Source organism: Microcoleus sp. T3_D1, from assembly GCF_036700405.1.
GTDB lineage: Bacteria > Cyanobacteriota > Cyanobacteriia > Cyanobacteriales > Microcoleaceae > Microcoleus.
In genome coordinates this window covers 2888-26062 of record NZ_JAUBOV010000093.1, presented here as the reverse complement: position 1 = coordinate 26062, position 23175 = coordinate 2888, and the positions used below count along the sequence as shown (strand labels likewise).

25 protein-coding genes are annotated in these 23175 nt (G+C 45.0%); 17 read left to right on the top strand and 8 right to left on the bottom strand.

Going from position 1 to position 23175, the window contains the following annotated elements; translation table 11 throughout:
* The first annotated feature begins 311 nt into the window (after nucleotides 1–311).
* Entirely contained in the window at nucleotides 312–983 is a 672-nt protein-coding gene (purN, locus tag QT992_RS28870; protein ID WP_333320614.1) for a phosphoribosylglycinamide formyltransferase, read from the top strand.
* Nucleotides 976–2085 carry a class I SAM-dependent methyltransferase gene (locus QT992_RS28865; RefSeq protein ID WP_333320616.1) on the top strand — a complete coding sequence of 370 codons (1110 nt, stop codon included), beginning with the start codon at nucleotides 976–978 and terminating at the stop codon, nucleotides 2083–2085. Before purN ends, QT992_RS28865 begins: the two co-directional genes overlap by 8 nt.
* Nucleotides 2086–2327: 242 nt before the next feature.
* Here QT992_RS28865 and rlmN read toward each other — a convergent pair whose 3' ends face one another.
* On the bottom strand, nucleotides 2328–3437 hold the full coding sequence (rlmN, locus tag QT992_RS28860) for a 23S rRNA (adenine(2503)-C(2))-methyltransferase RlmN (protein WP_333320618.1): 1110 nt from the start codon (nucleotides 3435–3437) through the stop codon (nucleotides 2328–2330).
* Nucleotides 3438–3804: 367 nt separating this feature from the next.
* Between rlmN and lgt the strand changes: the two genes are divergently transcribed.
* The 4 genes from lgt (at nucleotide 3805) to QT992_RS28840 (ending at nucleotide 7213) form a co-directional block, all read left to right on the top strand.
* On the top strand, nucleotides 3805–4698 hold the full coding sequence (gene lgt / locus QT992_RS28855) for a prolipoprotein diacylglyceryl transferase (RefSeq protein WP_333341439.1): 894 nt from the start codon (nucleotides 3805–3807) through the stop codon (nucleotides 4696–4698).
* Between the two features lie 120 nt (nucleotides 4699–4818).
* Nucleotides 4819–5598: a precorrin-4 C(11)-methyltransferase gene (gene cobM / locus QT992_RS28850; protein WP_333341440.1), complete on the top strand. Its 780-nt coding sequence runs from the start codon at nucleotides 4819–4821 to the stop codon at nucleotides 5596–5598.
* A gap of 143 nt (nucleotides 5599–5741) precedes the next feature.
* The gene (locus QT992_RS28845; protein ID WP_333341442.1) at nucleotides 5742–6578 is read left to right on the top strand and encodes a dienelactone hydrolase family protein; all 837 of its coding nucleotides are present in this window, start codon (nucleotides 5742–5744) and stop codon (nucleotides 6576–6578) included.
* A gap of 152 nt (nucleotides 6579–6730) precedes the next feature.
* Entirely contained in the window at nucleotides 6731–7213 is a 483-nt protein-coding gene (locus QT992_RS28840; RefSeq protein ID WP_333056840.1) for a flavin reductase family protein, read from the top strand.
* A gap of 51 nt (nucleotides 7214–7264) precedes the next feature.
* Here the strand turns inward: QT992_RS28840 and QT992_RS28835 are convergent, their stop codons facing one another.
* Nucleotides 7265–7828: a pyroglutamyl-peptidase I family protein gene (locus QT992_RS28835; RefSeq protein ID WP_445305378.1), complete on the bottom strand. Its 564-nt coding sequence runs from the start codon at nucleotides 7826–7828 to the stop codon at nucleotides 7265–7267.
* Between QT992_RS28835 and hisH the strand changes: the two genes are divergently transcribed.
* The 7 genes from hisH (at nucleotide 7818) to QT992_RS28800 (ending at nucleotide 13918) form a co-directional block, all read left to right on the top strand.
* Complete coding sequence (hisH, locus tag QT992_RS28830; RefSeq protein WP_333320630.1) at nucleotides 7818–8453, top strand: imidazole glycerol phosphate synthase subunit HisH; 636 nt, start codon at nucleotides 7818–7820, stop codon at nucleotides 8451–8453. The genes QT992_RS28835 and hisH overlap by 11 nt on opposite strands.
* A 276-nt stretch (nucleotides 8454–8729) precedes the next feature.
* Nucleotides 8730–9272 carry a 16S rRNA (guanine(966)-N(2))-methyltransferase RsmD gene (rsmD, locus tag QT992_RS28825; RefSeq protein ID WP_333320632.1) on the top strand — a complete coding sequence of 181 codons (543 nt, stop codon included), beginning with the start codon at nucleotides 8730–8732 and terminating at the stop codon, nucleotides 9270–9272.
* Between the two features lie 256 nt (nucleotides 9273–9528).
* Nucleotides 9529–10989 (top strand): phosphoglucosamine mutase, encoded by a 1461-nt coding sequence (gene glmM / locus QT992_RS28820; protein ID WP_333320660.1) that lies wholly within the window; start codon nucleotides 9529–9531, stop codon nucleotides 10987–10989.
* A 186-nt stretch (nucleotides 10990–11175) separates the two neighbouring features.
* Nucleotides 11176–12150 (top strand): hormogonium polysaccharide biosynthesis glycosyltransferase HpsN, encoded by a 975-nt coding sequence (hpsN, locus tag QT992_RS28815; RefSeq protein WP_333341444.1) that lies wholly within the window; start codon nucleotides 11176–11178, stop codon nucleotides 12148–12150.
* A 31-nt stretch (nucleotides 12151–12181) separates the two neighbouring features.
* Complete coding sequence (hpsO, locus tag QT992_RS28810; RefSeq protein WP_333341446.1) at nucleotides 12182–13351, top strand: hormogonium polysaccharide biosynthesis glycosyltransferase HpsO; 1170 nt, start codon at nucleotides 12182–12184, stop codon at nucleotides 13349–13351.
* Between the two features lie 43 nt (nucleotides 13352–13394).
* Nucleotides 13395–13742 (top strand): hypothetical protein, encoded by a 348-nt coding sequence (locus QT992_RS28805; protein WP_333341448.1) that lies wholly within the window; start codon nucleotides 13395–13397, stop codon nucleotides 13740–13742.
* Nucleotides 13739–13918, top strand: coding sequence for a hypothetical protein (locus tag QT992_RS28800; RefSeq protein WP_333341449.1), 180 nt, complete (start codon nucleotides 13739–13741; stop codon nucleotides 13916–13918). Before QT992_RS28805 ends, QT992_RS28800 begins: the two co-directional genes overlap by 4 nt.
* Nucleotides 13919–14069: 151 nt before the next feature.
* Here the strand turns inward: QT992_RS28800 and QT992_RS28795 are convergent, their stop codons facing one another.
* Nucleotides 14070–14699 (bottom strand): RloB family protein, encoded by a 630-nt coding sequence (locus QT992_RS28795; RefSeq protein ID WP_333341451.1) that lies wholly within the window; start codon nucleotides 14697–14699, stop codon nucleotides 14070–14072.
* Nucleotides 14692–16068: an ATP-binding protein gene (locus tag QT992_RS28790; RefSeq protein ID WP_333341452.1), complete on the bottom strand. Its 1377-nt coding sequence runs from the start codon at nucleotides 16066–16068 to the stop codon at nucleotides 14692–14694. The genes QT992_RS28795 and QT992_RS28790 overlap by 8 nt, the downstream gene beginning before the upstream one ends.
* Before the next feature lie 12 nt (nucleotides 16069–16080).
* On the opposite strand from QT992_RS28790, the gene QT992_RS28785 reads away from it, so the two are divergent.
* The gene (locus tag QT992_RS28785) at nucleotides 16081–17367 is read left to right on the top strand and encodes a glycosyltransferase (RefSeq protein ID WP_333341454.1); all 1287 of its coding nucleotides are present in this window, start codon (nucleotides 16081–16083) and stop codon (nucleotides 17365–17367) included.
* Between the two features lie 99 nt (nucleotides 17368–17466).
* On the opposite strand, the gene QT992_RS28780 is transcribed toward QT992_RS28785, so the two are convergent.
* From QT992_RS28780 to QT992_RS28770, 3 genes are all read right to left on the bottom strand, one after another.
* Nucleotides 17467–18027, bottom strand: a complete 561-nt coding sequence (locus tag QT992_RS28780) for a TerD family protein (RefSeq protein ID WP_333341457.1) — start codon at nucleotides 18025–18027, stop codon at nucleotides 17467–17469.
* A gap of 233 nt (nucleotides 18028–18260) precedes the next feature.
* Nucleotides 18261–18686: a DUF4359 domain-containing protein gene (locus tag QT992_RS28775; RefSeq protein WP_333341459.1), complete on the bottom strand. Its 426-nt coding sequence runs from the start codon at nucleotides 18684–18686 to the stop codon at nucleotides 18261–18263.
* Between the two features lie 225 nt (nucleotides 18687–18911).
* Complete coding sequence (locus tag QT992_RS28770; RefSeq protein WP_333341461.1) at nucleotides 18912–19877, bottom strand: M48 family metallopeptidase; 966 nt, start codon at nucleotides 19875–19877, stop codon at nucleotides 18912–18914.
* 227 nt (nucleotides 19878–20104) lie between these two features.
* Here QT992_RS28770 and QT992_RS28765 point away from each other — a divergent pair, with 227 nt between their 5' ends.
* The 3 genes from QT992_RS28765 to QT992_RS28755 are packed head-to-tail and all read left to right on the top strand — an operon-like array spanning nucleotide 20105 to nucleotide 21401.
* Nucleotides 20105–20656 (top strand): acireductone dioxygenase, encoded by a 552-nt coding sequence (locus tag QT992_RS28765; protein ID WP_333341468.1) that lies wholly within the window; start codon nucleotides 20105–20107, stop codon nucleotides 20654–20656.
* Nucleotides 20657–20658: 2 nt separating this feature from the next.
* The gene (locus QT992_RS28760) at nucleotides 20659–21075 is read left to right on the top strand and encodes a XisH family protein (protein ID WP_333341463.1); all 417 of its coding nucleotides are present in this window, start codon (nucleotides 20659–20661) and stop codon (nucleotides 21073–21075) included.
* On the top strand, nucleotides 21063–21401 hold the full coding sequence (locus QT992_RS28755; protein WP_333341464.1) for a XisI protein: 339 nt from the start codon (nucleotides 21063–21065) through the stop codon (nucleotides 21399–21401). Before QT992_RS28760 ends, QT992_RS28755 begins: the two co-directional genes overlap by 13 nt.
* Nucleotides 21402–21408: 7 nt before the next feature.
* On the opposite strand, the gene QT992_RS28750 is transcribed toward QT992_RS28755, so the two are convergent.
* Nucleotides 21409–23028, bottom strand: a complete 1620-nt coding sequence (locus QT992_RS28750) for an NAD(P)/FAD-dependent oxidoreductase (RefSeq protein WP_333341466.1) — start codon at nucleotides 23026–23028, stop codon at nucleotides 21409–21411.
* Nucleotides 23029–23175: the final 147 nt, after the last annotated feature.

Below are 23175 nucleotides of genomic sequence, written 5' to 3'. Positions count from 1 at the left end.
GTATTGTACAATACGCGAGCGGGGACGCTCGCACTACAATAAAAAAAATGCTTTTTACAAAACTGAGATGCTCCCTACTTACGACTTACGCAATATCTCCATGTAGAGTGCGCCGAAGCACACCTTACCCTTTACCTGTATTGTAGAAGACGAGTGAATAGTTTTTATCTTTATGACCAAGAATTTCTTGATGGTACCCGCCACGTGATTTATCCGTGGAATCAATCCCAAATCTAAAATCTAAAATCCTCACGCCCCCGAATTGATCCGTGGGGTAAATCCCAAATCTAAAATCTAAAATCTAAAATCGAATGACCGCTAATCCAGTATCTGTTAATTCCCATGCCTGCCTGATTTCTCCTGAGATTGGCAAAAGTGCGCTCGCTCCGGCTCATCCTCCATTAAAATTAGGAGTTTTAGCATCAGGAAGCGGCAGCAACTTCGAGGTAATTGCCCAAGCCATCCAAAACAAAGAGCTCAACGCTCAAATCCCAGTATTAATTTACAACAACCCAGAAGCAAAAGCCGCAGCCAGAGCCGAAAAATACGGCATTCCCTCGATTCTCCTCAATCACCGCGACTGCAAAAGCCGCGAAGAATTAGATACAAAAATTGTCAAAACTTTTCAAGAATATGATGTAGAATGGGTAGTGATGGCGGGTTGGATGCGAATTGTTACCGAAGTTTTGTTTGATGCTTTTCCCGATCGCGTTATTAACATTCACCCCAGCTTACTGCCGAGTTTTCCAGGAATTCGCGCCGTCGAGCAAGCACTAGCCGCCAAGGTTAAAATCACCGGATGTACGGTGCATATCGCCCGTTTAGAAGTAGACAGCGGGCCGATTTTAATGCAGGCTGCCGTGCCGGTATTGCCTGAAGATACCGCAGAAACGCTGCACGCGAGAATTCAGGTGCAAGAGCACAAGATTATGCTCGGTGCGATCGCACTTATTGCCGAATCTAATCGAAAATATTGTGACTAAAAACCTTACCAGTGCTGCATCTATCCCCGCATTGCCCGTCAGCGAATCACCCGACACAGGCCCGTCGCTGACAGACTCGAATCGCCTGAAATTAATTCTCAAAGAAAGGCTCAAAAGGAGCATCGGCCTCAAGGGAGAATTCTATCTGCCTTGCTTGCCATCGATGCTAGACGACTATCTTAAATTACTGTCAGACTTCTTAAACATTCTCGGACAAAACATCGACGCTGCCCAAGCCGAAAACTTGCGAACATTAATCGCCAACGCCTTAGCAGAAGGATTCAAAAATTCCCCCCACGCTAATCTAATAGTCTCCTATTTTCCCGCCAATTCCCAAACCGGTTTAGCCGGCGGCATTACTCTGAATACCAAGATTCAAGTCGAATCAATGGCCCAGAAATATCATAGCTGGCCGGATATTCGCCCCGAACCTTTATTCGGCAGCCATCCCGATGCCAAAGTCATCGCCATTGCCGCCGAATTAGGCGAACCGGGAAAAGCACCTATTTTAGATGTTGGTGCGGGCCCAGGGCGCAATAGTTTGCCTTTAGCAAGGTTAGGCCATTCCGTGGATGCGATCGAACTCACACCGATATTTGGCGAGAAACTATCAGCAGCAGCAACCGCCGAAAAGTTGCCGATAAGTGTCACCCAAGGCGATGTTTTAGATCCATTATTGAGGATGAAAACTTATCGGTACAAATTAGCCATTGCTACCGAAGTTCTCTCACACTTCCGCTACCCCGAACAAATTCGTCTTTTCCTCGGTAAAATGTCCGATGCCGTTTTAAGTGGCGGGTTTATCTTATTCAGTGCTTTCTTAGCTGTAGATGGGTACGAACCCGACGAGATGGCAAAACAAATGTCTGAATTGTGTTGGTCTTATCTGATTACCAGAGAAGAATTGCAAGCAGCAATAGAGGGTTTGCCGTTAGAAATTATTTCAGATGAATCGGTGATTGAATACGAACAAAAACATTTGCCTGAATCTGCATGGCCGCCGACACCTTGGTTTGTCAGTTGGGCTAGCGGGCGAGATTTATTTTCGGTGCAACAAACACCGCCGTTAGAGTTGCGGTGGATACTTGTTAAACGCTTGTAGCTAAAATAGTAGCATACGTCAGGATGTAGTTTCTCAATAATTGATAAAATAACGCACTCTAACTCACATCTTGCACCATTCTTAAGAACAGGCAAGATGCCTGTTCCACAAAGATGGAGTTTTATTCTTGTGGGGAGTAGGGGTTGGGCATCCTGCCCGCCCGCAAAAGGCTAGTTGAGAATGGTGCAACATCTCAGATATAACGCACCCTACAACAAATTTTAGCGGTTAAAAATCCAATCCTAAACCTCGGATGCCCGCAATTGTCCGCAGGCTGCATCTGCTTCTAAGCCGCGAGAATACCGCACGCTAACTGCAATTTTCTTTTCCTTCAAAGTCGCAACGAAACTGTTAATTCGATTGGGAGTCGGTCGCTTATATTCAGCTTCCTGAATCGGATTGTAAGGAATCAAATTGACGTGACACTGAAAACCGCGCAAGTGAGTTGCTAACTCGGATGCGTGTTCTGGCAAGTCATTCACACCTGCTAAAAGTACGTATTCAAAACTCAATCTGCGCCCAGTCGATCGCACATATTCCCGACATTCTGCGATTAACTCACCCAAAGGATAAGGGCGGGCGCTAGGAATTAACTCTTCGCGCAATCTTTGATTGGAAGCGTGGAGGCTGACGGCGAGGGTAACTTGCAGTTGATGTTCGGCTAGTTGGCTGATGCGATTGCGAATTCCTACTGTGGAAATCGTGATATTTCGCTGTCCAATTCCGACATCTTGATTCAAACACTTGACAGCAGCTACAACATTATCGAAATTCAGCAGGGGTTCGCCCATACCCATAAATACGATGTGGCTGACTCGGCGGCCAAAATCTTGCTGTACTGTCAAGACTTGATCGACGATTTCGTTTACTTCTAAATTGCGCTTGAAACCGCCTTTCCCGGTAGCGCAAAAGTCGCAGCCCATCGCGCAGCCAACTTGGGCTGAGACGCACACAGTCAGCCGTTTATCGGTGGGAATGCCGACTGTTTCAATGATTTGACCGTCTGCCAATTTTAAGAGATACTTTACCGTGGCGTCTGGTGCGACCGATCGATAGTGAATGGTCGATCGCCCGATCGGGATTTTAGCAACAGTCTCGCGCCACTGTTTCGAGAATACAGAAATATCAGAGATCGATCGCGCACCTTTCTCATAAATCCACTGGTACAACTGCTTTCCCCGATAAGCCGGTTGTCCCTGCTGCTGCACCCACTCCGTTAACTCAGCTAAACTCGCGCCCAGCAAGGGCGGAATTTTACCCGACTCAACAGCCAAAGCAGCAGTCTTGCGAGACTGATTCGCACCCTTGGAATTACCAGAAGAGTACACCTGAGAAACGGAAGTAGGAGACATAGGTCATCAGAAAATTTAAAGCCATCCTCTATATTAAAACTTCTAGACCAAAGCGGCCGTTAATCCTCAAAAAGGCACTTATGTAAAAGGCAGAAGGCGGAATCTCGATCCCCCTAAATCCCCCTTAAGAAGGGGGACTTTAAGAATAATCCGGTTCCCCCCTTAAAAAAAGGGGGTTAGGGGGCTCTTATTGTGGATTCACAAAAAAACTCTAGACAGCAATCTGCCAAATCAAGAATCCAGTTAATATTTGGTAAAATTCCCCAAATATTGCGTGTAAATGACCACCGCCACCTAAAATAAACTCTGTAGTTTGTTCAAGGGTGTGCAAATTTGACAGCTTTCCATCACAATTAATGCAACTTTTATGGTGCTAAATATTCTTGCGCTGCCCTTAGCGTTTCAATTTACATCGCCGGGCCCAATTATCTTTGAACTTGGCCCCGTAGCCATCCGCTGGTACGGGCTGTTGATAGCTTCGGCCGTCTTGATTGGGGTCAGTCTGTCCCAATACTTAGCTCAAAAACGCCGCGTCAACCCGGAATTATTGGGTGATTTGGCAATCTGGCTGGTTTTGGGCGCTATTCCCTGCGCTCGCATTTATTACGTGGCTTTCGAGTGGCAGCAATACGCCCAGAGGCCTGAAGATATTATTGCGATTTGGAAAGGCGGAATTGCCATTCACGGGGCGATTTTGGGTGGCACGATCGCAGCTTTAATTTTTGCGAAAATTCAGCGAGTTTCTTTTTGGCAATTGGCAGATTTAATCGCGCCTTCGGCAATTCTCGGTCAGGCGATCGGACGCTGGGGAAATTTCTTTAACTCCGAAGCTTTTGGCAGTCCTACGGATTTGCCTTGGAAACTCTATATTCCGCCAAACAGCCGCCCGCCCGCTTACGCTAATTTTGAATACTTCCACCCCACATTTCTCTACGAATCCCTGTGGAATTTGACAGTATTTGGGTTGCTTCTGAGTTTATTTTTTCGCGATGTGCAGGGCAAAATTAGCTTGAAAACGGGTGCTTTATTTTTGATCTATATCGCGGCTTACAGTTCCGGTAGAGTCTGGATTGAAGGGTTGCGGACTGATAGTTTGATGTTCGGGCCGCTGCGGACGGCACAGATGGTAAGCTTGACTGGGATTGTGTTAGGGTTGGGCGGGTTAGCTTGGCTTTATTTGCTCGATCGACCTTTACCCGATGTTGTCTCTCCCAATAGCGATCGGGCAAAGATCGCTCCGAAATCCCCAGAGGATCAATAAAAAACCCCAGAGAGGTTAGTCTCTAGGGTTCAAAACCAGGGTGCATCTACCATCTATTACTTCCAACCAAAATAGGTACATCCGGAAGCGTCCGTAAATTTAGCAAATTTGTTAGCAGCAATGAGTTTGACAGAGATTGAAGCCCTAATTCCAGGGGTATACATTGTAGGTGCAGGCCCGGGAGACCCGGATTTGTTGACTGTTAAGGCTCAAAAATTACTGGCTGCAGCCGATGTCATATTATTTGCTGACTCGCTAGTGCCAGAGCAAATTTTGCAGGGGGTACGCGCAGATGCTGAAGTGATCCAAACTGCGGATAAGACCCTCGAAGAGATTGTACCTTTAATGGTGCAACGAGTGCGCGAGGGAAAAAGCGTCGTCCGCCTCCATTCCGGCGATCCCTGTCTCTACGGGGCTGTCGGCGAACAAATGCAAGCTTTGGCCGACGCTGGAATTGGTTTTGAGGTAATCCCAGGAATTAGCGCTTTCCAACTTGCGGCGGCTAAACTTAAAATTGAGTTGACAGTTCCCGGAGTTGTGCAGACAATTATTTTGACGCGAATTAGCGGTCGAACCGAAGTACCGGAACGCGAAGAATTGGCGAGTTTAGCGGCTCATCAAGCGAGTTTGTGCCTGTATTTGAGTGCCCGCCATGTCGAAAAAGCTCAAGCTAAATTGATGGAACATTACCCATCGGATTTGCCTGTAGCGATTTGTTATCGGTTGGGCTGGCCGGATGAAAAAATTGTGCTAGTTCCCCTTGACAAAATGGCAGTTGCTACCCGCGAAAATAATTTGATCAGAACGACAATGTATGTGATTAGTCCGGCGTTGGGAAAATCGGCAGAAGGGCGATCGCGCTTGTACCATCCAGAGCACGATCGGCTTTTCCGTCAGTAGTCAGTTGGCAGTTGGCAGTTGGCAGGCAGTAGGTTGGGTTGAGGGACGAAACCCAACATCCAATTCATGAGTGTTGGGTTTCGTTCCTCAACCCAACCTACAGAAGAAAAACTAATAATCAATAACCAATAACCAAATCACAAATGAAAGACTTAACTCGCCGACAATTTATCATTGTCACCGCATTAAGCGCCGGATTTACCTTAGCAGTTCATCCTATTGCGGCTGCCGTTATCAATACGGATGCTGCTGGTTTAGTTGCAGGTGAGGTAAAAATTCCCGTAAAAGACGGCTCAATTCCAGCCTACAGAGCAATGCCAGCCAGCGGCAGCAATTTTCCAGTAATTTTAGTAATTCAAGAAATCTTCGGAGTTCACGCGCACCTTCAAGATATTTGCCGCCGTTTGGCAAAATTAGGTTATTTAGCGATCGCCCCAGAAATGTTTGCCCGTCAAGGTGATGTTTCTAAACTCACCGAGATTCCCGAAATTATTAGTAAAGTTGTCTCGAAAGTTCCTGACGAGCAAGTTATGTCCGATTTAGATGCAACCGTAGATTGGGCACAAAAGTCAGGAAAAGGCAATACTAATAAGTTGGGAATTACAGGATTTTGCTGGGGTGGCAGAATTGTTTGGCTGTACTCTTCCCACAACCCGAAAGTCAAAGCTGGAGTAGCTTGGTACGGGCGCGTGGTTGGCAATTCTACGGCTTTAACTCCGAAACAGCCGATCGACATTGCAGCAACTTTGAAAGTGCCTGTATTGGGGCTTTACGGCGGCAAAGACGAGGGAATTCCCAACGATACAGTCGAGAAAATGCGGGAAGTTCTCAAAACTGGCAGCAGCGGTTCGGAAATTGTGCTTTATCCAGATGCGCCGCACGCTTTTAACGCCGACTATCGCCCCAGTTACCGGGAAAAAGAAGCTAAGGATGCTTGGAAACGGATGCAAGATTGGTTTAAAAAGTATGGAGTTTCATAATAGTTGTGAGTTGTTAATTTTGACTTAAAACTGGTGTCAAGTTTGGGATCGAAAAAGGCAATATTAGCGAATAGCCCTGAAGACAGTTGGGTTTGTGGGCCCGACATTGGTAAACTGGGCGATGTAGAATTATCGATCGAACAGGTAAGCCCGTGCTAGACGAACAAGCTAAAAAGACCATCTTGCGGAAAATCCCTCACGGATTGTACATCTGCGGTGTCAAAGACGGGGAGGAAGTCAACGGTTTCACCGCTAGCTGGGTGATGCAATCTTCCTTTACCCCTCCCTTAGTTGTCAACTGCGTTAAGCAAGACTCCAAATCCCACGCCATGATCAAAGCCAGCGGTGTCTTTGCTTTGAGTTTCCTAGAAGCGGGACAGAAAGAATTAGCCCAGAAATTCTTCAAGCAGCAGCGCCGCGTTGGCAATAAATTTGAGGATGTAGAATTTTATCCGGGCGCGGAAACTGGTTGTCCGATTATCTCGGATTCTCTGGGTTACATCGAGTGCAAAGTTGTCGGGGCTGTGGAACACGGGGATCACACGGTTTATGTGGGAGAAGTTTTGGCTGCAGGCGTCCACCGAGAAGGCAATCCGTTGCTGCTAGAAAGCACCGGTTGGAATTACGGCGGCTAAAGACCTCTGGCAGTTGGCAACTGGCAGTTGTCAGTTGTCAGTTGTCAGTTGTTAAGGGAGGCGAGTTAAAATTAATAAAAAATCGGCGACAATTTTGTCGGCATTTTCTTCTGTCAAAATTGGTACGTGTACGAAAATACATTTGGTGCTAAGTTGAGAATCTGCAAGGTGTTTTAAAACTGCATAATACAGGGCTTCGCAAACAAATTTTCCTGCTTCGTGACTGATTTCTGTGGCGGCTAAATCAGCGACTAGCGGTTCGAGATTAACTGCTGTTTTCAGAATGTCGCTATCGCAGCAAGCGCAGGATTCTACGGTTAATTTTTGCCGACTTTCGGCCATGCCACAGCAGATAATAGTGTCGGGTTGGAGTTGGTTGATTTGGGCGATCGCTAAATTAGGTGCTAGCTGGAAATCTACTGGCAGTTTCCTCAAAAAAGTCAGGGAATCCGGCAAATATTTTATCTGGGAAATCTTGGCTAATAAGTCGTCAGAAGAGTTGGATTTCTGATGGGGAAGCCAAGTATCAAATGAGGTTAGCAGGATTTTGGCCGTCATATTTGTGCAATAATACTGATATTGATAATATAAGGCAAGTAAGTCAATGTCTGTCATTGCAGTAGTGGACTATGACATGGGCAATCTGCACTCAGTCTGTAAAGGCTTGGAAAATGTGGGTGCAGTGCCAAAAATTACAGATTCTCCTGCGATAATCGAGCAGGCTGATGCGGTGGTTTTGCCGGGAGTTGGTTCGTTTGACCCGGCAATGCAGAATTTACGATCGCGCAATTTGATAGAACCGATAAAAAGGGCGATCGCCTCTGGAAAACCTTTTTTAGGCATTTGTTTGGGTTTGCAAATTTTGTTTGAAAGTTCCGAAGAAGGCGTAGAACCGGGATTGGGCGTTATTGCCGGAAAAGTGCGCCGATTTCGCTCGGAACCGGGTTTGACAATTCCGCACATGGGATGGAATCAATTGCAATTTACTCAGGCGAATTTGTCGTTGTGGGAAAATTTACCGTCCGATCCTTGGGTGTATTTCGTGCATTCTTATTATGTCGATCCGGTGGAGTTGGAAGTGCGATCGGCAATTGTGACTCACGGTAGTCAAAACGTGACGGCGGCTATAGCTAAAGACAATTTGATGGCCGTGCAGTTTCACCCGGAAAAGTCTTCGAGTACGGGATTGCAAATGCTGTCAAATTTTGTCAGTCTGGTGAGGGAAAAAGTACCTGCTTAGGTGGCATGAATCTTAAAAAAAACCCGGTAGATTGCCGAAACCGGGTTTGACATTTTTAAAAGTCTTCTTTCTTCTTCTTCCTTCCTGACATCCGTTACATCTGAGATGTTCCACCATTCTCAATTACTTGTTTAGGAACAGGCAAGATGCCTGTTCCACAAGAAAATTCACTCTTTGTGGAACAGGCATCTTGCCTGTTCTTGAGAATGGTGCAAGATGTGAGTTACATCCGTTACATCCGTTACACAATCCGTTGCCGAACTTCCTTCTTCCTAAATGACTTTAAGAATCAGTGGCAATCGCCAAATAAAAACCCTGCCGGGACTCGCAACTCGCCCTACACCTTCGCGAGTCAGAGAAGCTTTATTTAATATTTGGCAAGGGACGATCGCAGATTGCAGATGGCTTGACATTTGTACCGGCAGCGGTTCGATGGGTGCAGAAGCTTTGTGTCGTCAAGCCGCGAGTGTCACTGGCATCGAACAGTCGGCGAAAGCTTGTGCGATTATCCGCGAAAACTGGGAGAAAATAGCAGACTCGTCCCAAACATTCCAAATATTGCGGGGAAACGCGACGGCGAAGTTGGCAACACTAGCGGGGCAGCAGTTCGATCGCATTTACTTCGATCCGCCCTACGCCAGCGACTTGTACGAACCTGTGTTAAACACGATCGCCAGCCAAGAAATGCTAGCACTCCTCGGCGAAATCGCGATCGAACACAGCCCGGAGCGATCGACACAACCGATTTCCGGCCTAGAAATTTGCCGCCATAAAATATACGGCAATACAGCATTAACCTTCTATACCCGCAGTGGCTGACAAGCTCAAACCGCAGCCGCCTCACTCCTGGAGGCAAAAAGAAACCGGGTTTCCTGGCGTTGGCGCCCCCGGTACTAAAAGTTTTTCCATTGGGTACAATACAAATTTTTCCGATGAAGTTAAGCTTGGTGCGTAGGTTGTCAAAGCAAGTTGCTTCAGCAATTGACGAAATAAATGGAGTTTAGGCTGAAAATAAAGACTTTCAGTTGTAACATGAACCCAAAGTGTGAGTGTGAATATTCCTAAAGGAGTGAATATGGTTCAGACACCTTCGCGCCCTCGTGGCAGCGAGTTTCCGGCTGCTAACTCGGTACAGCCAGTCAAACGCGATACGATTCTGGTGGGAGATAGCCTCCCCCTGCCCAATACCAAACTCTTCGGCACAGACGGCATTCGCGGGAAAGTTGGAGAATTGCTGAATGCACCCCTAGCCCTGCAAGTGGGCTTCTGGGCTGGACAAGTTCTACGGCAACATTCCCCCAACCAGGGGCCTGTGATTTTGGGACAAGACAGCAGGAATTCCAGCGATATGCTGGCAATGGCACTGTCAGCGGGTTTGACGGCCGCCGGTTTGGAAGTGTGGAATTTGGGATTGTGTCCCACTCCCTGCGTTGCTTATCTGGCAAGCGTTTCGGAGTCGCTCGGCGGAGTGATGATTTCGGCTTCTCACAATCCCCCAGAAGACAACGGCATTAAATTTTTCGGCTCAAACGGCTCCAAGCTGTCGCAGCAGTTGCAGGAACAAATTGAAGCGGGAATCCGGGGGGCAAAGGTTCCGGTTGCTAGCTTGGCTTTGGGACACCACTACCATCGCTCTGAGTTGGTTAAAGATTATGCCACTTCGCTCTGTGATTCGCTGCAAGAGATGAATTTGGAGGGAATGCGGATAGTTTTGGATTTGGCTTGGGGGGCGGCCGCGGGTTTGGGGCCGGCGGTGTTCGCGCAAATGGGGGCGGATGTGATCTGTTTGCACGACTCTCCTGATGGATCTCGTATTAATGTTAACTGCGGTTCTACTCATCTCGACAGTTTGCAAGCGGCTGTTTTGGAACACAATGCCGATTTGGGATTTGCTTTTGACGGCGATGCCGATCGAGTTTTGTGTGTTGACAACCAAGGTCGAACGATTGACGGCGATTACATTCTTTATCTGTGGGGTCGGCAGTTGCGCGACTCCCAACAGTTACCATCCAATTTAATTATTTCTACTGTAATGGCTAACCTCGGCTTCGAGCGAGCTTGGGAAGAATTGGGGGGCAAACTAACTAGAACCAACGTGGGAGATCAGTACGTTCACGCTGAAATGCAGCGCACTGGTGCGATGTTGGGCGGCGAACAGTCGGGACACATTCTTTGTCCGCATTACGGTATTAGCGGCGACGGTTTGCTGACAGCTTTGCATTTGGCTTCGCTGGTGCGCCAGTCCGGGGAATCTTTGGCACAATTGGTAAGTGGCAGTTTCCAAACTTATCCGCAGTTGTTGCGAAATATTCGGGTTGACGATCGCGAAAAACGCCTGAAATGGCACGAGTGCGAGGCAATGCAAAGTGCGATCGATCGTGCTACAACGGCAATGGGAGAACAGGGACGGGTTTTGGTTCGCGCTTCTGGCACTGAACCGCTAATGCGAGTTATGGTGGAAGCGGCCAGCGCCGAATTGGCTAATTTCTGGACTGAAAATTTAGTTTTAGCAGTTCAGCAACATATAGCTATCTGATGGAAATGGGGAATTGCTAAAACTTTTGAGTTTTGAGTTTTGAGTTTTGAGTTGAAATCTTTTAATTCAAAATTCATAAATCAAAATTTCTAACTATTAATTTCGAGTTTTAATCAACTTCTCCAAAAATAACGAGTGGGGCAGGCATCCTGCCTACCCTTAACTTTATTTGCACTCAATTGTGTGATGATGATTTCTGTTGTGATACCCACCTACAACCGCGAACAACCTCTGCGAGAGACATTGGCTGATGCGATTCGGCAAAATTATCCGAATTTTGAAGTGCTGGTAATCGATCAAACTCGCACCCACGAATCAGAAACTCAAGTTTATTTAGAAGAATTGGCAAATGCTGAGAAAATTCGCTGGTTTCGGGTAGATTGGGCGAGTTTGCCGGCTGCTCGAAATTATGCAGTGCGGCGCGCAGTTGGAGAGATTATTTTATTTATTGATGATGATGTACAATTGCCAGATGGTTTTTTGGCGGCTCACGCTGGCAACTATTTAGAAAAACCCGATGTGGGATGTGTGGCGGGCAGGGTTTTTGACAGAATGAAACTGGATAATTCTGGAGGCGATTTGGCGATCGAATATTTGCCCTCAGAAGCTATGGATGCCGCGATTGCCTGGTATTTTATCGATTTGGTGCATACAGTCAAACCGCAGCAGGTGCTCTCGGCTAGAGGCTGCAATATGTCATTTCGCCGACAGGTTTTTGCCGAGTGCGGGCTGAGGTTTGACGAGCGGTTTGCAGGGAGTGCGGTGCGGGAGGAGTCGGATTTTTGTTTGAGATTGCGATCGACTGGCATGAAAATTTGGTACGATCCCAATGCCTGTTTAGTTCACTTTGGGGAAGAGAGCGGCGGATGTCACGATGTCAGCACGCGATCGATCGAGTATCAAGTCACATTTTATCACAACCATTTCCTCATGGGATTGAAAAATTTAACAGCCTTTCAATGCCTGCGATTTTTCGCCAAACTCTTTGACTGCCACGTTTTTGGAAATCCACCTTGTTATAAAAGCGCCTCGCCCATTAAAATTATAACTAGATTTGCTTTTTATATCCTGGGTTTTCTCAGTGCTATCAATACAGTAATTCAATCTCTGTGGAATGATGGACAAAGTTATAGCCATCAAGACAAGATTAACGATCAATAATTACCTATTCCCCATTCGCCCTTCCCAATAAATGAGAATTCTCGTGGCTAGTCACACCTATATTGTGGACATTAATCGGGAAAAATTCAAGATATTAGCAAGCCTAGAACCCGATATTGAAGTAACAGTTGTAGTGCCGCAGCGTTGGAAACCCGGAGGCGTACAAAATAAAATTATAGAAACGCAATTCTGTCAAGAAGGCTCATTTAAAGTAGTCCCCGTCTCCAACGTTAGTCAAAACAATCAAGGCTTGCTAACTTTTGGTACAGATTTAATTGAAGTTCTGCAGAAAATTAAACCGCAGATAATTCAAGTTGAACAAGGTTCAAAATCTATTGCTTGCGCTCAGTTGATTTTACTAAACAAACTGCTAAAATTGCAAGCAAAAAATATATTATTTACCTGGTGGAATCTGCCTTATAAATTGAAGTGGCCTGTTTCACTCTTAGAAAATTATAATCTTCAGCACACCGACGGAATTATTGCAGGTAATCTAGATGGAGCTAAAATTTTGCAGCAGCGGGGCTATCAAGGTGCGGTAAAAGTAATGCCACAACTCGGAGTAGATGAAGCTTTGTTTCGCCGCACTGGTAAAGACGCTGATTTATCGCGCAGGTTCGGTATTGAACCGACCGATTTTGTGGTAGGATTTGTAGGGCGATTTGTCGAAGAAAAAGGATTGTTGACTTTAGCTGAAGCCTTAGCCGGGTTGAAAAAAAGCTCTTGGAAGTGGCTGTTAGTAGGACAAGGACAATTGCGGACGCACCTCGCCGAAAAATGTATTGAATGGGGAATTAGCGACCGAATAATCTGGGTAGAAAGCGTTTCCCACGAAGAAATTCCCCCCTACATTAACTTAATGAACTGTTTGGTATTGCCTTCGCAAACCAGCTATAAATTCAAAACTTTGACCACTGTGGGCTGGAAAGAACAATTCGGTCACGTTTTAATTGAAGCGATGGCCTGTCACATTCCGGTTATTGGTTCCGACTGCGGGGAAATTCCCCACGTCATCGGGGATGCGGGGTTATTATTCCCAGAAGGAAATGCCGGGGTTTTGCGAGAGTGTTTGCAGAAATTGATGGAGCGACAGGAGTTGGCTGCTGATTTGGGCGATCGGGGTTATCATAGAGCGATGAGCAATTATACCAATAAAGCTTTAGCTGAACAGTTGTTGGAATTCTACAAAGAATTGTTGTAACTTTTGGCAGTATAATGCAAGTGTTAAATAAAAACTGTAGTAAATGTCTATTCCTCCCGACATACGCTCTTTGATTAACGAACTCTACCAGGTACTAGACGATAGCGAGCGCCAAGCAACGCAGGGACTTTTTGCACTTAGAAGAGCAATGTCTCTTTTTCCCCAGAATGAAATACTGATGCAATACTTTTCTTCGATCAGTAATTTTCAATTCTGCGTATCAGGTGTTCGCTTACAAGCAGAGCACATTGTGGGCAATGTATTAATGGCTGGTGTTCCCGATGAAGATGTTCAAAAAGCAGGAGATTATTTAGCAGCCTTGCTAAAGATGGCTCCAGAATCGAGAAGTATGATAGACAAAGTAGTTGAGAGATTAGAAGCATTGCAATGAAAAAATTACCAGATGAAAGCCTACTGCTGGAAATCCTTGAAATTGTGAAAGCCGCAGAAGCCAAAGCCAGTGAAATGTATGAATTTTCCAAGACAATGGCTCACAATACCCAAATTACAGCCACAAAAAGAGAAGAAGCTGAACAGCTAGACGGGCAACCTTTTTCAGATAATTAAATTTGTAATGGGAGATGTTGGTATGTGGATTTAAATAACTATCCCTGATGCGAATTCTCCAAATTATCCCCTCAATTTCCCTCGTCTACGAAAGTTGCAGGGCTTACGCATGGGGCGGCTATAAACCCGGTTTCTACGACTTTCTCCCTCATCAATCAGGAATAAAACTGTTAAGTTCTTCGACTAGCAAATGTACTGTTGTTGAAGGATTATCACTTTCAGGGTTGGGGCGCTCGTATTCCTGTAAAAGCCGTTTGGCGTGTTTAATTGCACCCTGCTGTTTGTCTTTTAGTTCCTCATAAATCGTCTCGCTGTTTTTCTTATACTCGTGTCCCAATAACTTGGTTAGCATATTTTGATAAAGCTGGCGAGAAATTCCCGCATCATAAAAATCGAAGTGCAGCAAATACCACAATTCAAAAGCATCATTTGAATAAGCTACGTCAATGCCGTTATTTCTTGCAAGAGTTATGGCTGAATTAAAATTTTGCGAGTCGTTAGGATTTTTAGGGTTTTTATCGCGATCGAACACGCACCAAAATCGGTCTGTTTCGTCGGATTCTAAGCCGTTTTTTAACTCAATAGCTTTTGCTACTAAACTATTCGTATTTCTTCCTTCTCCTCTGATATCCAGGTTAATTACCTTTGTGTCTACCGGAAAACTTTTAAAATAGTTGGGTTCTGTTTTCTCACCTTCGCACACGATTAAAAACCATCTTCTACTTTTATCTTTTCGATTGTAGTAATCAATCTTGCTTCTAGACGAACTTTTTTTACTCATGAAGTTCACCTATTAGTTCTTTGAAATTACCAATAAAAGGGATAGCGCCATACTTGCCGATAATGTAATCGCGCTCGAATGAGGCATCTTTCCCGACTTTATACTCTACCAAAGAGTACAAATCAGTAGCACCCTTGTTATCCTTTTCAGTAAACCATATTTGATCCTTACGAAAAGTTTTGCTACTGAGTAAGTTTGTATCGTGTGTCGTGAATATAAGCTGTGCGTTGTGCGGATTAGTCTCGTTAGAATTGAATAAGCAGATTAATTCGCGAGTAATCAGCGGATGAAGTCTGGCATCAAGTTCATCAATTAATAAAATCTTTCCTGTTCTTAAACTATCCAGGAGAATGCCTGCTAATGCAAACAGTTTGTTGGTTCCCTCAGATTCGTGCTTTTCGATATCGAATGATTCGATCGAAGTTCGCTTACCGTCAGCATCATATTTCGGGTGAAGTGTTTTCACGGTTGGTTTGCTTTCAGAATTAAGATATAAACTACCGCCGTAGGATGTAGCATATAATGGCTTATTATTGGAAATAATAAATACAGGTTGATTTGTGATTTGGATATCAGCAATACCCAAGTCTAAGTTTTTGATGAATTCAATAATATCATGTCGGTAGCGATCGTTCTCAAAAGACTCCAAGGTTTCCTTGCGGTATTGTCTATCTTGCAAGCCTGATATCAATTGCAAAGTTTTACTGAACCACAGCAATATTTTACCAGAAATTTTACCATTAAATTGTGCGACTACAGAAAGAAATAAAGCATTACTTCGGGTTTTATCGCTAATGCCTTGTCCCTCTGGGAAATCATCTAATATATAATTATCAAAATCCCGTTCAAAAAGCATTTTTTCTTCACTGTTATCAGCTTGAAATAGCCACTCAGAAACAACTTCCCGCGCGTTCACCTCAAAACCGTACCTAAAACTTTTGTCTTCTAGTAGAAAAACGATTTCAAAGAAAGACGGCTCTTTTTCTGTCTCCGTACTTAGCCTGAATGCTTCAATATCGATCGCCTCTGAAACTTGCGTTTCTTTGGATGAGTTGAGGACAAACCATTTCATAAAGTTAATAGCAGCAACAAGGTTGCTCTTACCACTGGCGTTAGCTCCATAAATAGCAGCACTTTTGAGTAAGCTTAACTTATCATTAATTGGGAATACATTATTTTCGTTCAGCTCTTTGTCTTCCTCAGTAATTGACGAAGCTACCATGCTGAGGGTGACAGTTTCTTTAAAAGATTTGTAGTTGCCGACGCTGAATCCAATCAGCATAACTTGCCTCCGATCGCCTAAATTAGTATAACGTGCAAATTTTGCAATTCTTTCTATAATAACACAACCAGCTACCTCAGCTAACACCAAGTGCTAACCATGCGAATTCTCCAAATTATCCCCTCAATTTCCCTCGTCTACGGCGGGCCGAGTCAAATGGTACTCGGACTTTCTGCGGCCCTCGCTTCCCAAGGCATTGATGTCACAATTATCACTACAGATTCTAACGGAGATATCGGTCAACTTCCTTTAGATGTTCCTTTAAATCAACCAATACAACAAAACGGCTATCAGATTATTTATTTCCGCTGTTCTCCGTTTCGTAGATATAAGTTTTCTCTCTCGTTATTGCAGTGGTTGAATCAAAATGCGCGACAATTTGACCTCGCTCACATTCACGCTCTTTTCTCGCCAGTAACTACCCTCGCTGCTACAATTGCTAGATATCACAAGTTGCCATATATTATGCGTCCCTGCGGTATGCTTGACCCCGCCGACTTGCAGAAAAAAAAGCGCTTGAAACAGATTTATGCCGCAGTTTTAGAACGCCCTAATTTAGCAGGTGCTGCTGCAATTCATTTCACAAGTAAAGAAGAGGCTAAAATCTCAGAAAGATTTGGTTTGGGTAGCACAGGCAAGATGCCTGTGCCACGGGATTTGGACTTCACAGGCAAGATGCCTGTGCCACAAGATTTGAACTTCACAGGCAAGATGCCTGTGCCACAAGATTTGGACTTCACAGGCAAGATCCCTGCGCCACGGGATTTGGTGATTCCATTGGGGGTGACAGCAGGTTTGTTTCCTAAGAGATTGCGAGAATCTCAAGTGCCAATTATCTTATTTATGTCGCGAATTGAACCTAAAAAAGGGCTGGATTTGTTAATTCCAGCATTAGAAAGTATTTTGGCATCTGGCATAGACTTTCACTTTATTTTAGCTGGTTCAAATCCCCAAGATGCTGAGTATGAAACACAAATTAAAGTACAAATTCAGAATTCAAGCTTAGCAAAATACACAACAATAACTGGCTTTGTGAGCGGTGATTTAAAAGTTGAACTATTGACAAAAGCCGACTTATTTGTATTGCCTTCTTATTACGAAAACTTTGGCATTGCTGTAGCCGAAGCGATGGCCGCCGGTGTACCTGTCGCGATTTCCGATCGCATACATATTGCGGAAGACATACAGCAAGCAGAAGCTGGTTGGGTAGAACCTTTGGAAATAGGGGCGATCGCCAATTCAATCAAATCAGCACTTCTCAATCCACAGGAGCGCCAACGCCGGGGATTGAATGGCCAAGAGTATGCCGAAAAGTATTATAACTGGGAGGCGATCGCCCAACAAACCATCGATGCTTACCAGCAGATTTTGTCATCGATTAACTAATACAACAACAGCGGTTTACCTTTTACTTCTTTTCCTGCTGCGAGTTATTGGGCTGCTGCTCTTATAATTTTCCGGCGATATTTTTGCGGTGCTATTATTTTAGCTGCAATACTTGTCAACAAAACTCTGCAATCCTGCCTGATATCCTGCTCCTACCGCCTGAAATCTCCACTCTCCATTCTTTCTATACAAGCGACCAAATTCTACAGCAGTCTCTAGCGAAAAATTCTCTTTTAATTCATAGCGAACCAGTTCGCTTTTTGTATCCAAATTGCTAATTTTGATAAAAGCATTTTTGATATTGCTAAAATTTGCATTAAATTTCTGTGCTTCGTGAATAGTCACAACAAAAGTTATTTCCTCAATTTCAGGATTAACTCTTTCTAAGATAACCCCGTAAAGAGTCTTATTCTCTTGACTTCGGTTGTTTGTGTCAGGAATCGATTGCAGTACCGAACTGTCAAAGGATTGCAGATTATTGTAAAAGATAAAATATTTATCGTTAGGTATTTTGCCGTCAGCACCTAGCATAAAGGCAGAGACATCAATCTCGTAGCTTTGTCCTGCCTCTGTCACCTGCCAACCGAGGGCGATCGCCATTTTTTTTAAACCGGGCGCTTCTTTAGAGATATTAAATCTCTCACCCTTACTTAATTGCATTGCCATCTGCTTATTTGTTAAACATCAAACTTTATAGCGTTAATGTTAATATTAAGTGGGACAATAACTTTTCTTCTTTAAGAAAACTTAATATTTTGTCTCTAATAGCGGGCATGATTAAAAATATGTGCTACCGCTCTCCGAATTTATTGAGATTTACTGAGAGAGAATTACCTAAGCAAAAACCGGGCTTTCTACAAAACCCGGTTTCGACAATAGAACTTAATTTGACTCTAATTTTGAGCATTTTCTGAACTAGGTGGCAGCGTCACAAAATTCCCAAAAGCTCCAACCGTTTGATAGCTTTTTTTGCCCAGTTCAGTTGTATAAATGCTGACAACACCTAAATTTTGACGCTGCGTTGTATTGTCGAGCAAGCTTTCGATCGTGCCCCGCTGCGAAGTCAGCAAATTCTTGCAACTGCCGATCAAAGTATCTGTAATGCCGCCCAAAGCTTTCGGCACGCGAGAATCTTTGCACACAGTGCTTTCCAACTCGGTTTGGAGTACGCCGGAAGCATAAGTTAGGTATTGATCTCTCCCAGGATTTGTAAATGCCATGCCGGCAGCCAGAAGAGTCATCGCGATCGCCACTTTTCCCACATTGCCGAAAAAATTAGAAGTTGGCTTGTTAGTATTCATTGCGTTATCAATATTCATTTTTTTTAGCCCCGTTGATTTATAAGCTTCTCTTGATTTAAACTACACCTCCTCAGAAACAGATTTCCGAAAGGAGGGGACAGTTTTTAGATTGGAGGCCCGTTGCGAGTAAGTCTCTCACTGGTTTACCTTCCTTTTACGTTTCCCCCTCCCTCAAATCCGGTAAATCTTCAACAAAACATTTAGCTGGTTCCCAGGCTGTGCCTGGGAACGAGGAATTTAAACTTAGTTTCGCTTTGATTTTTGCCGATCGATCTCCCGCTGCAACTCTTCAATTTGACGGCGCAAAGCCTCCGTCTCGCTGTTAGGCGTTTGGGACTTCACATCAACCGCCCCCTCAGCTACAGCCCGCTTGTAGTTCCCCAGCTTAATTTGGCGGTATTCCTCGGAACTTGCCCAGTCTCGCAAATACCGCAGGCGTTCCACCGGGAAAGGGTGACTCAGCATCACGCCCTGGCCGCCGTTGTAAAGTAAAAATTTATACACTTGGTTGAGATTGTCTCGATCGAGCTCTTGATAGTTGTCAGACTGGCGGATAAATTCTTGCAAACTGCATTGGTCAGCATATTTACTGCTAACTCCCGCAAGTTTCATCATCGTCTTCATCACACTGTTCAAGTCATCGGTCACCAACAAAGCCGCCCGGTCTGCCGACAATTCAGCCTTGCGCCGCCACTCGTAAAAAGCGAAAATTAAACCGCTACCGACCATATTTCCCAGCCCGAAAGTCATCTCGCCAATTGTCGAGGCGACGCTCATCGCCCACATCGCCATTTGATTTAAAGTTGGATGACCGCATTTAATGTGTCCCAACTCGTGAGCCAAGACTACCCGCAGTTCCGCCTCGTCCAACAAGTCTAAAAGACCAGTGTTTAATACTACATAAGGTTGGTTTTTTCCCAGGGCATAGCTGTTAACTGAGGGGTTTTGAGAAACAAATAAACCCGGTTCAGGAAAAACATCTAAAGCCTGCACGCACTCCCGAAATATATGATAAATGCTGGCATATTGGCGTGGCCCGACTTGAATGCTATTTCCCATTAGGTAAACGAATTGTGGTCGTTCGTAGACAAATTCTACAAATTTGCTGGCAATTAAGTCAAATCCAGGTACGCTGCGTAACGCTTCCTCAGCTTGGCGATCGAGGGGATGCTGAAATGCTTCGCTAGAAATTCCCGTATAAGTAGGCATAGTTGTTGCAAAAATTACATTTAAGATATCAGTATTGCCGATCGCAGCGGGTGCTAGCTGGCGCCTGACTTATCAATCTTATTGTGACAAATATTTAACTGTTGTGGAACAGGGCGGAAAGCCTGTTCAAATTAGCGTTAAAATTGTGGTTCTGGTACAGGCGCGATCGACAAACATCTTTCACACTGCCTGTGTATCGCCTCACCCAAAAATTGGAACGTGCAAACATGGCTATCCTGCAACTCGAAAACGGTACAACCTACACTCAACAAAGCGACATTACCCGAGAACTCGCTTCCTTAAACATTCAACTCAACCGCTGGCCCGTGGGTGACAGCGCTGAAATTCAAAATTTGTTAGCTAAAGATGCTCTTGACGACAATCAAAAAGAGCAAGTGCTGCAAGCCCTCGACGGCTACTTTCAACAACTCAAGGAAACGGCAGGCTATCAATCGCGCGACTTAATTGTACTGCACCCAGACATTCCCAACCTCGACACCTTGCTGTCCAAATTCAACAAGTGCCACATCCACGCCGATGATGAAGTCCGCTATATCGTAGCAGGCGAGGGCATTTTCGGCTTCGTGCGGCCCGACGGTAGCCAAGTCGAACTCACAGTGCAGCCGGAAGAATTTATCAACGTGCCGGCGAATACAGAACATTGGTTTTATTTGACAGCAGCCCGGAAAATTAAAGCGGTGCGCTATTTTACCACGCAAGAAGGCTGGACGCCGGAGTATACGGATACGGAAATTCGATCGGGCTTAGCCATCGTTTAAATATGCCAGCTAAAGATAAGTTTCATGAACTCGTCAAGACTGCCCTCCAAAATCAGGATTGGACAATTACTCATGATCCTTATCATATCGATCTGGGATTTGTGGATTTTTATATCGATCTGGGTGCAGAACAGTTATTAGCAGCGACAAAGGATAATGAAAAAATTGCGGTTGAAATCAAAACGTTTTTGGCACCATCGACGATTTCAGAATTTCATACCGCAGTGGGACAATTTATTAACTATCGGATTGCATTAGAATATGACGATCCAGAGAGAACTCTTTACCTGGCAGTTCCCTTAGATATTTATACGAGATTTTTCACATACTCATTTATTCAAATGGTGATTGAACGCAATCAAATTCCGCTTTTAGTTTATGATACCGAAAAAGAGGAAATTTCTCAATGGATAAAGTAAGTTTGTATCGTCAATATATTCAGGAGTTGCTAACTGAACGAGCCCAGCGACGATCGCCTACCGATCCAGTTTCCAGCGAGACGATTTTCGATCGGGTAAGCGATCGCTATCAACTTGTAAATGTGGGTTGGAAAAACGGTAGCACTCGGATTTATGGCTGTGTGATTCATGTAGATATTAAAGATGGCAAAATTTGGGTGCAGCATGACGGGACTGAAGAAGCGATCGCCGATCAATTAATAGCACGAGGTGTCCCATCCCAGGAAATTGTGCTAGCCTATCATGCACCTCATGTCCGACAATACACCGAATTTGCAGTTGGTTGATCCAGCCTCAAATTGTGTGGTTTGAAGATTGCAATATGCTCAAAGCAACCGCCTCCGCCACCTTAATCCCATCAATCCCCGCCGACAGGATTCCACCCGCATATCCTGCACCTTCCCCAGCAGGATAAAGGCCTTCTGTATTCAAACTTTGATAATCTTCCTTGCGTTTAATCCGAATTGGTGAAGAAGTGCGCGTTTCCACCCCAGTCAAAACCGCATCATCCATCGCAAATCCTTTAATCTGTTTGTCAAAAGCCGGAAGTGCTTCGCGGATGGCTGCGATCGCATAATCTGGCAAACTTTCGCTCAAATCTGTCATCACAACTCCCGGCGTATAAGACGGCTGCACACTGCCTAGCGCCGTGGAAGGGCGATTCGCCAAAAAATCACCCACAAGCTGCCCAGGGGCGTTGTAAGTGCCACCTCCTAACTCAAATGCCCGTTCTTCTAGGCGACGCTGAAACTCAATTCCGGCTAAGGGATGACCGGGATAATCCTCCGGCGTGATACCCACCACAATCCCGCTGTTAGCATTGCGTTCATTGCGAGAATATTGACTCATCCCATTAGTAACAACTCGCCCCGGTTCTGACGCAGCCGCTACTACCAAACCACCCGGACACATACAAAAACTATACACAGAACGACCGTTTTGGCAATGGTGAACCAGTTTGTAATCGGCGGCGCCCAAAAGCTTATGGCCGGCCCGATCGCCAAAACGACAGCGATCGATGATAGTCTGCGGATGTTCCACCCGAAAACCAATGGAAAAAGGTTTAGCCTCGATGTAAACCCCGCGCGAAAACAACATTTCAAAAGTATCGCGGGCGCTGTGCCCCACCGCCAGAACTATATAATTACTAGCAATATATTCTCCACTGGCTAGGGTAAGTCCCTGCACTTTTCCATTTTCGATGTGGATATCTTCTACACGAGTTTGAAACCGAATTTCTCCGCCTAATGATTCAATTTGGGCGCGAATGCTTTGGACAATTCCCACCAGTTTGAACGTGCCAATATGCGGTTTATTAATATATAAAATTTCTGGTGAAGCTCCCGCATTCACAAGTTCCGTCAGCACCTTCCGCCCATAATGCTGAGGATCTTTAACTTGGCTGTAGAGTTTGCCATCGGAAAAAGTACCCGCACCACCTTCGCCAAACTGGGCGTTAGATTCTGGGTTGAATTCTGTTTTTTTCTTCCAAAATCCAAAGGTATCAACCGTGCGATCGCGCACTGCTTTTCCGCGTTCTAAAAGGATGGGGCGAAACCCCATTTGTGCCAGCATTAGACCTGCAAACATCCCGCACGGCCCTGTACCAATCACAATGGGGCGAATCGTCAAATTGCTGGGGGCTTTGGCTACATAGCGATAACTCGTGTCTGGCGTTACCATTACATGAGGATCTTTTTTGAAGCGTTGGAGAAGTTGCTTTTCCTGTGTCGTCTCTACATCCACAATATAGACAAGGAGAATTTCTACTTTTTTACGAGCATCGTAGCTGCGCTTGAAGATGGAATAGCTGAGCAATTCTTCGGGGGGAATTTGCAGCTTTTTGAGAATGGCGCTGGCGATCGCATCTTGAGGATGATCTAGGGGGAGTTTTATTTCGGTTATTCTTAACATATAGCAGAGGGAAGTTCGGCAACAGATTGGGTAACGGATTTAACTGAGATGTTGCACCATTCTCGCTTAGCAACAGGCAAGATGCCTGTTCCACACCCACTCAATTTTATTCAACAACAGGCAAGATGCCTGTTCCACACCCACTCA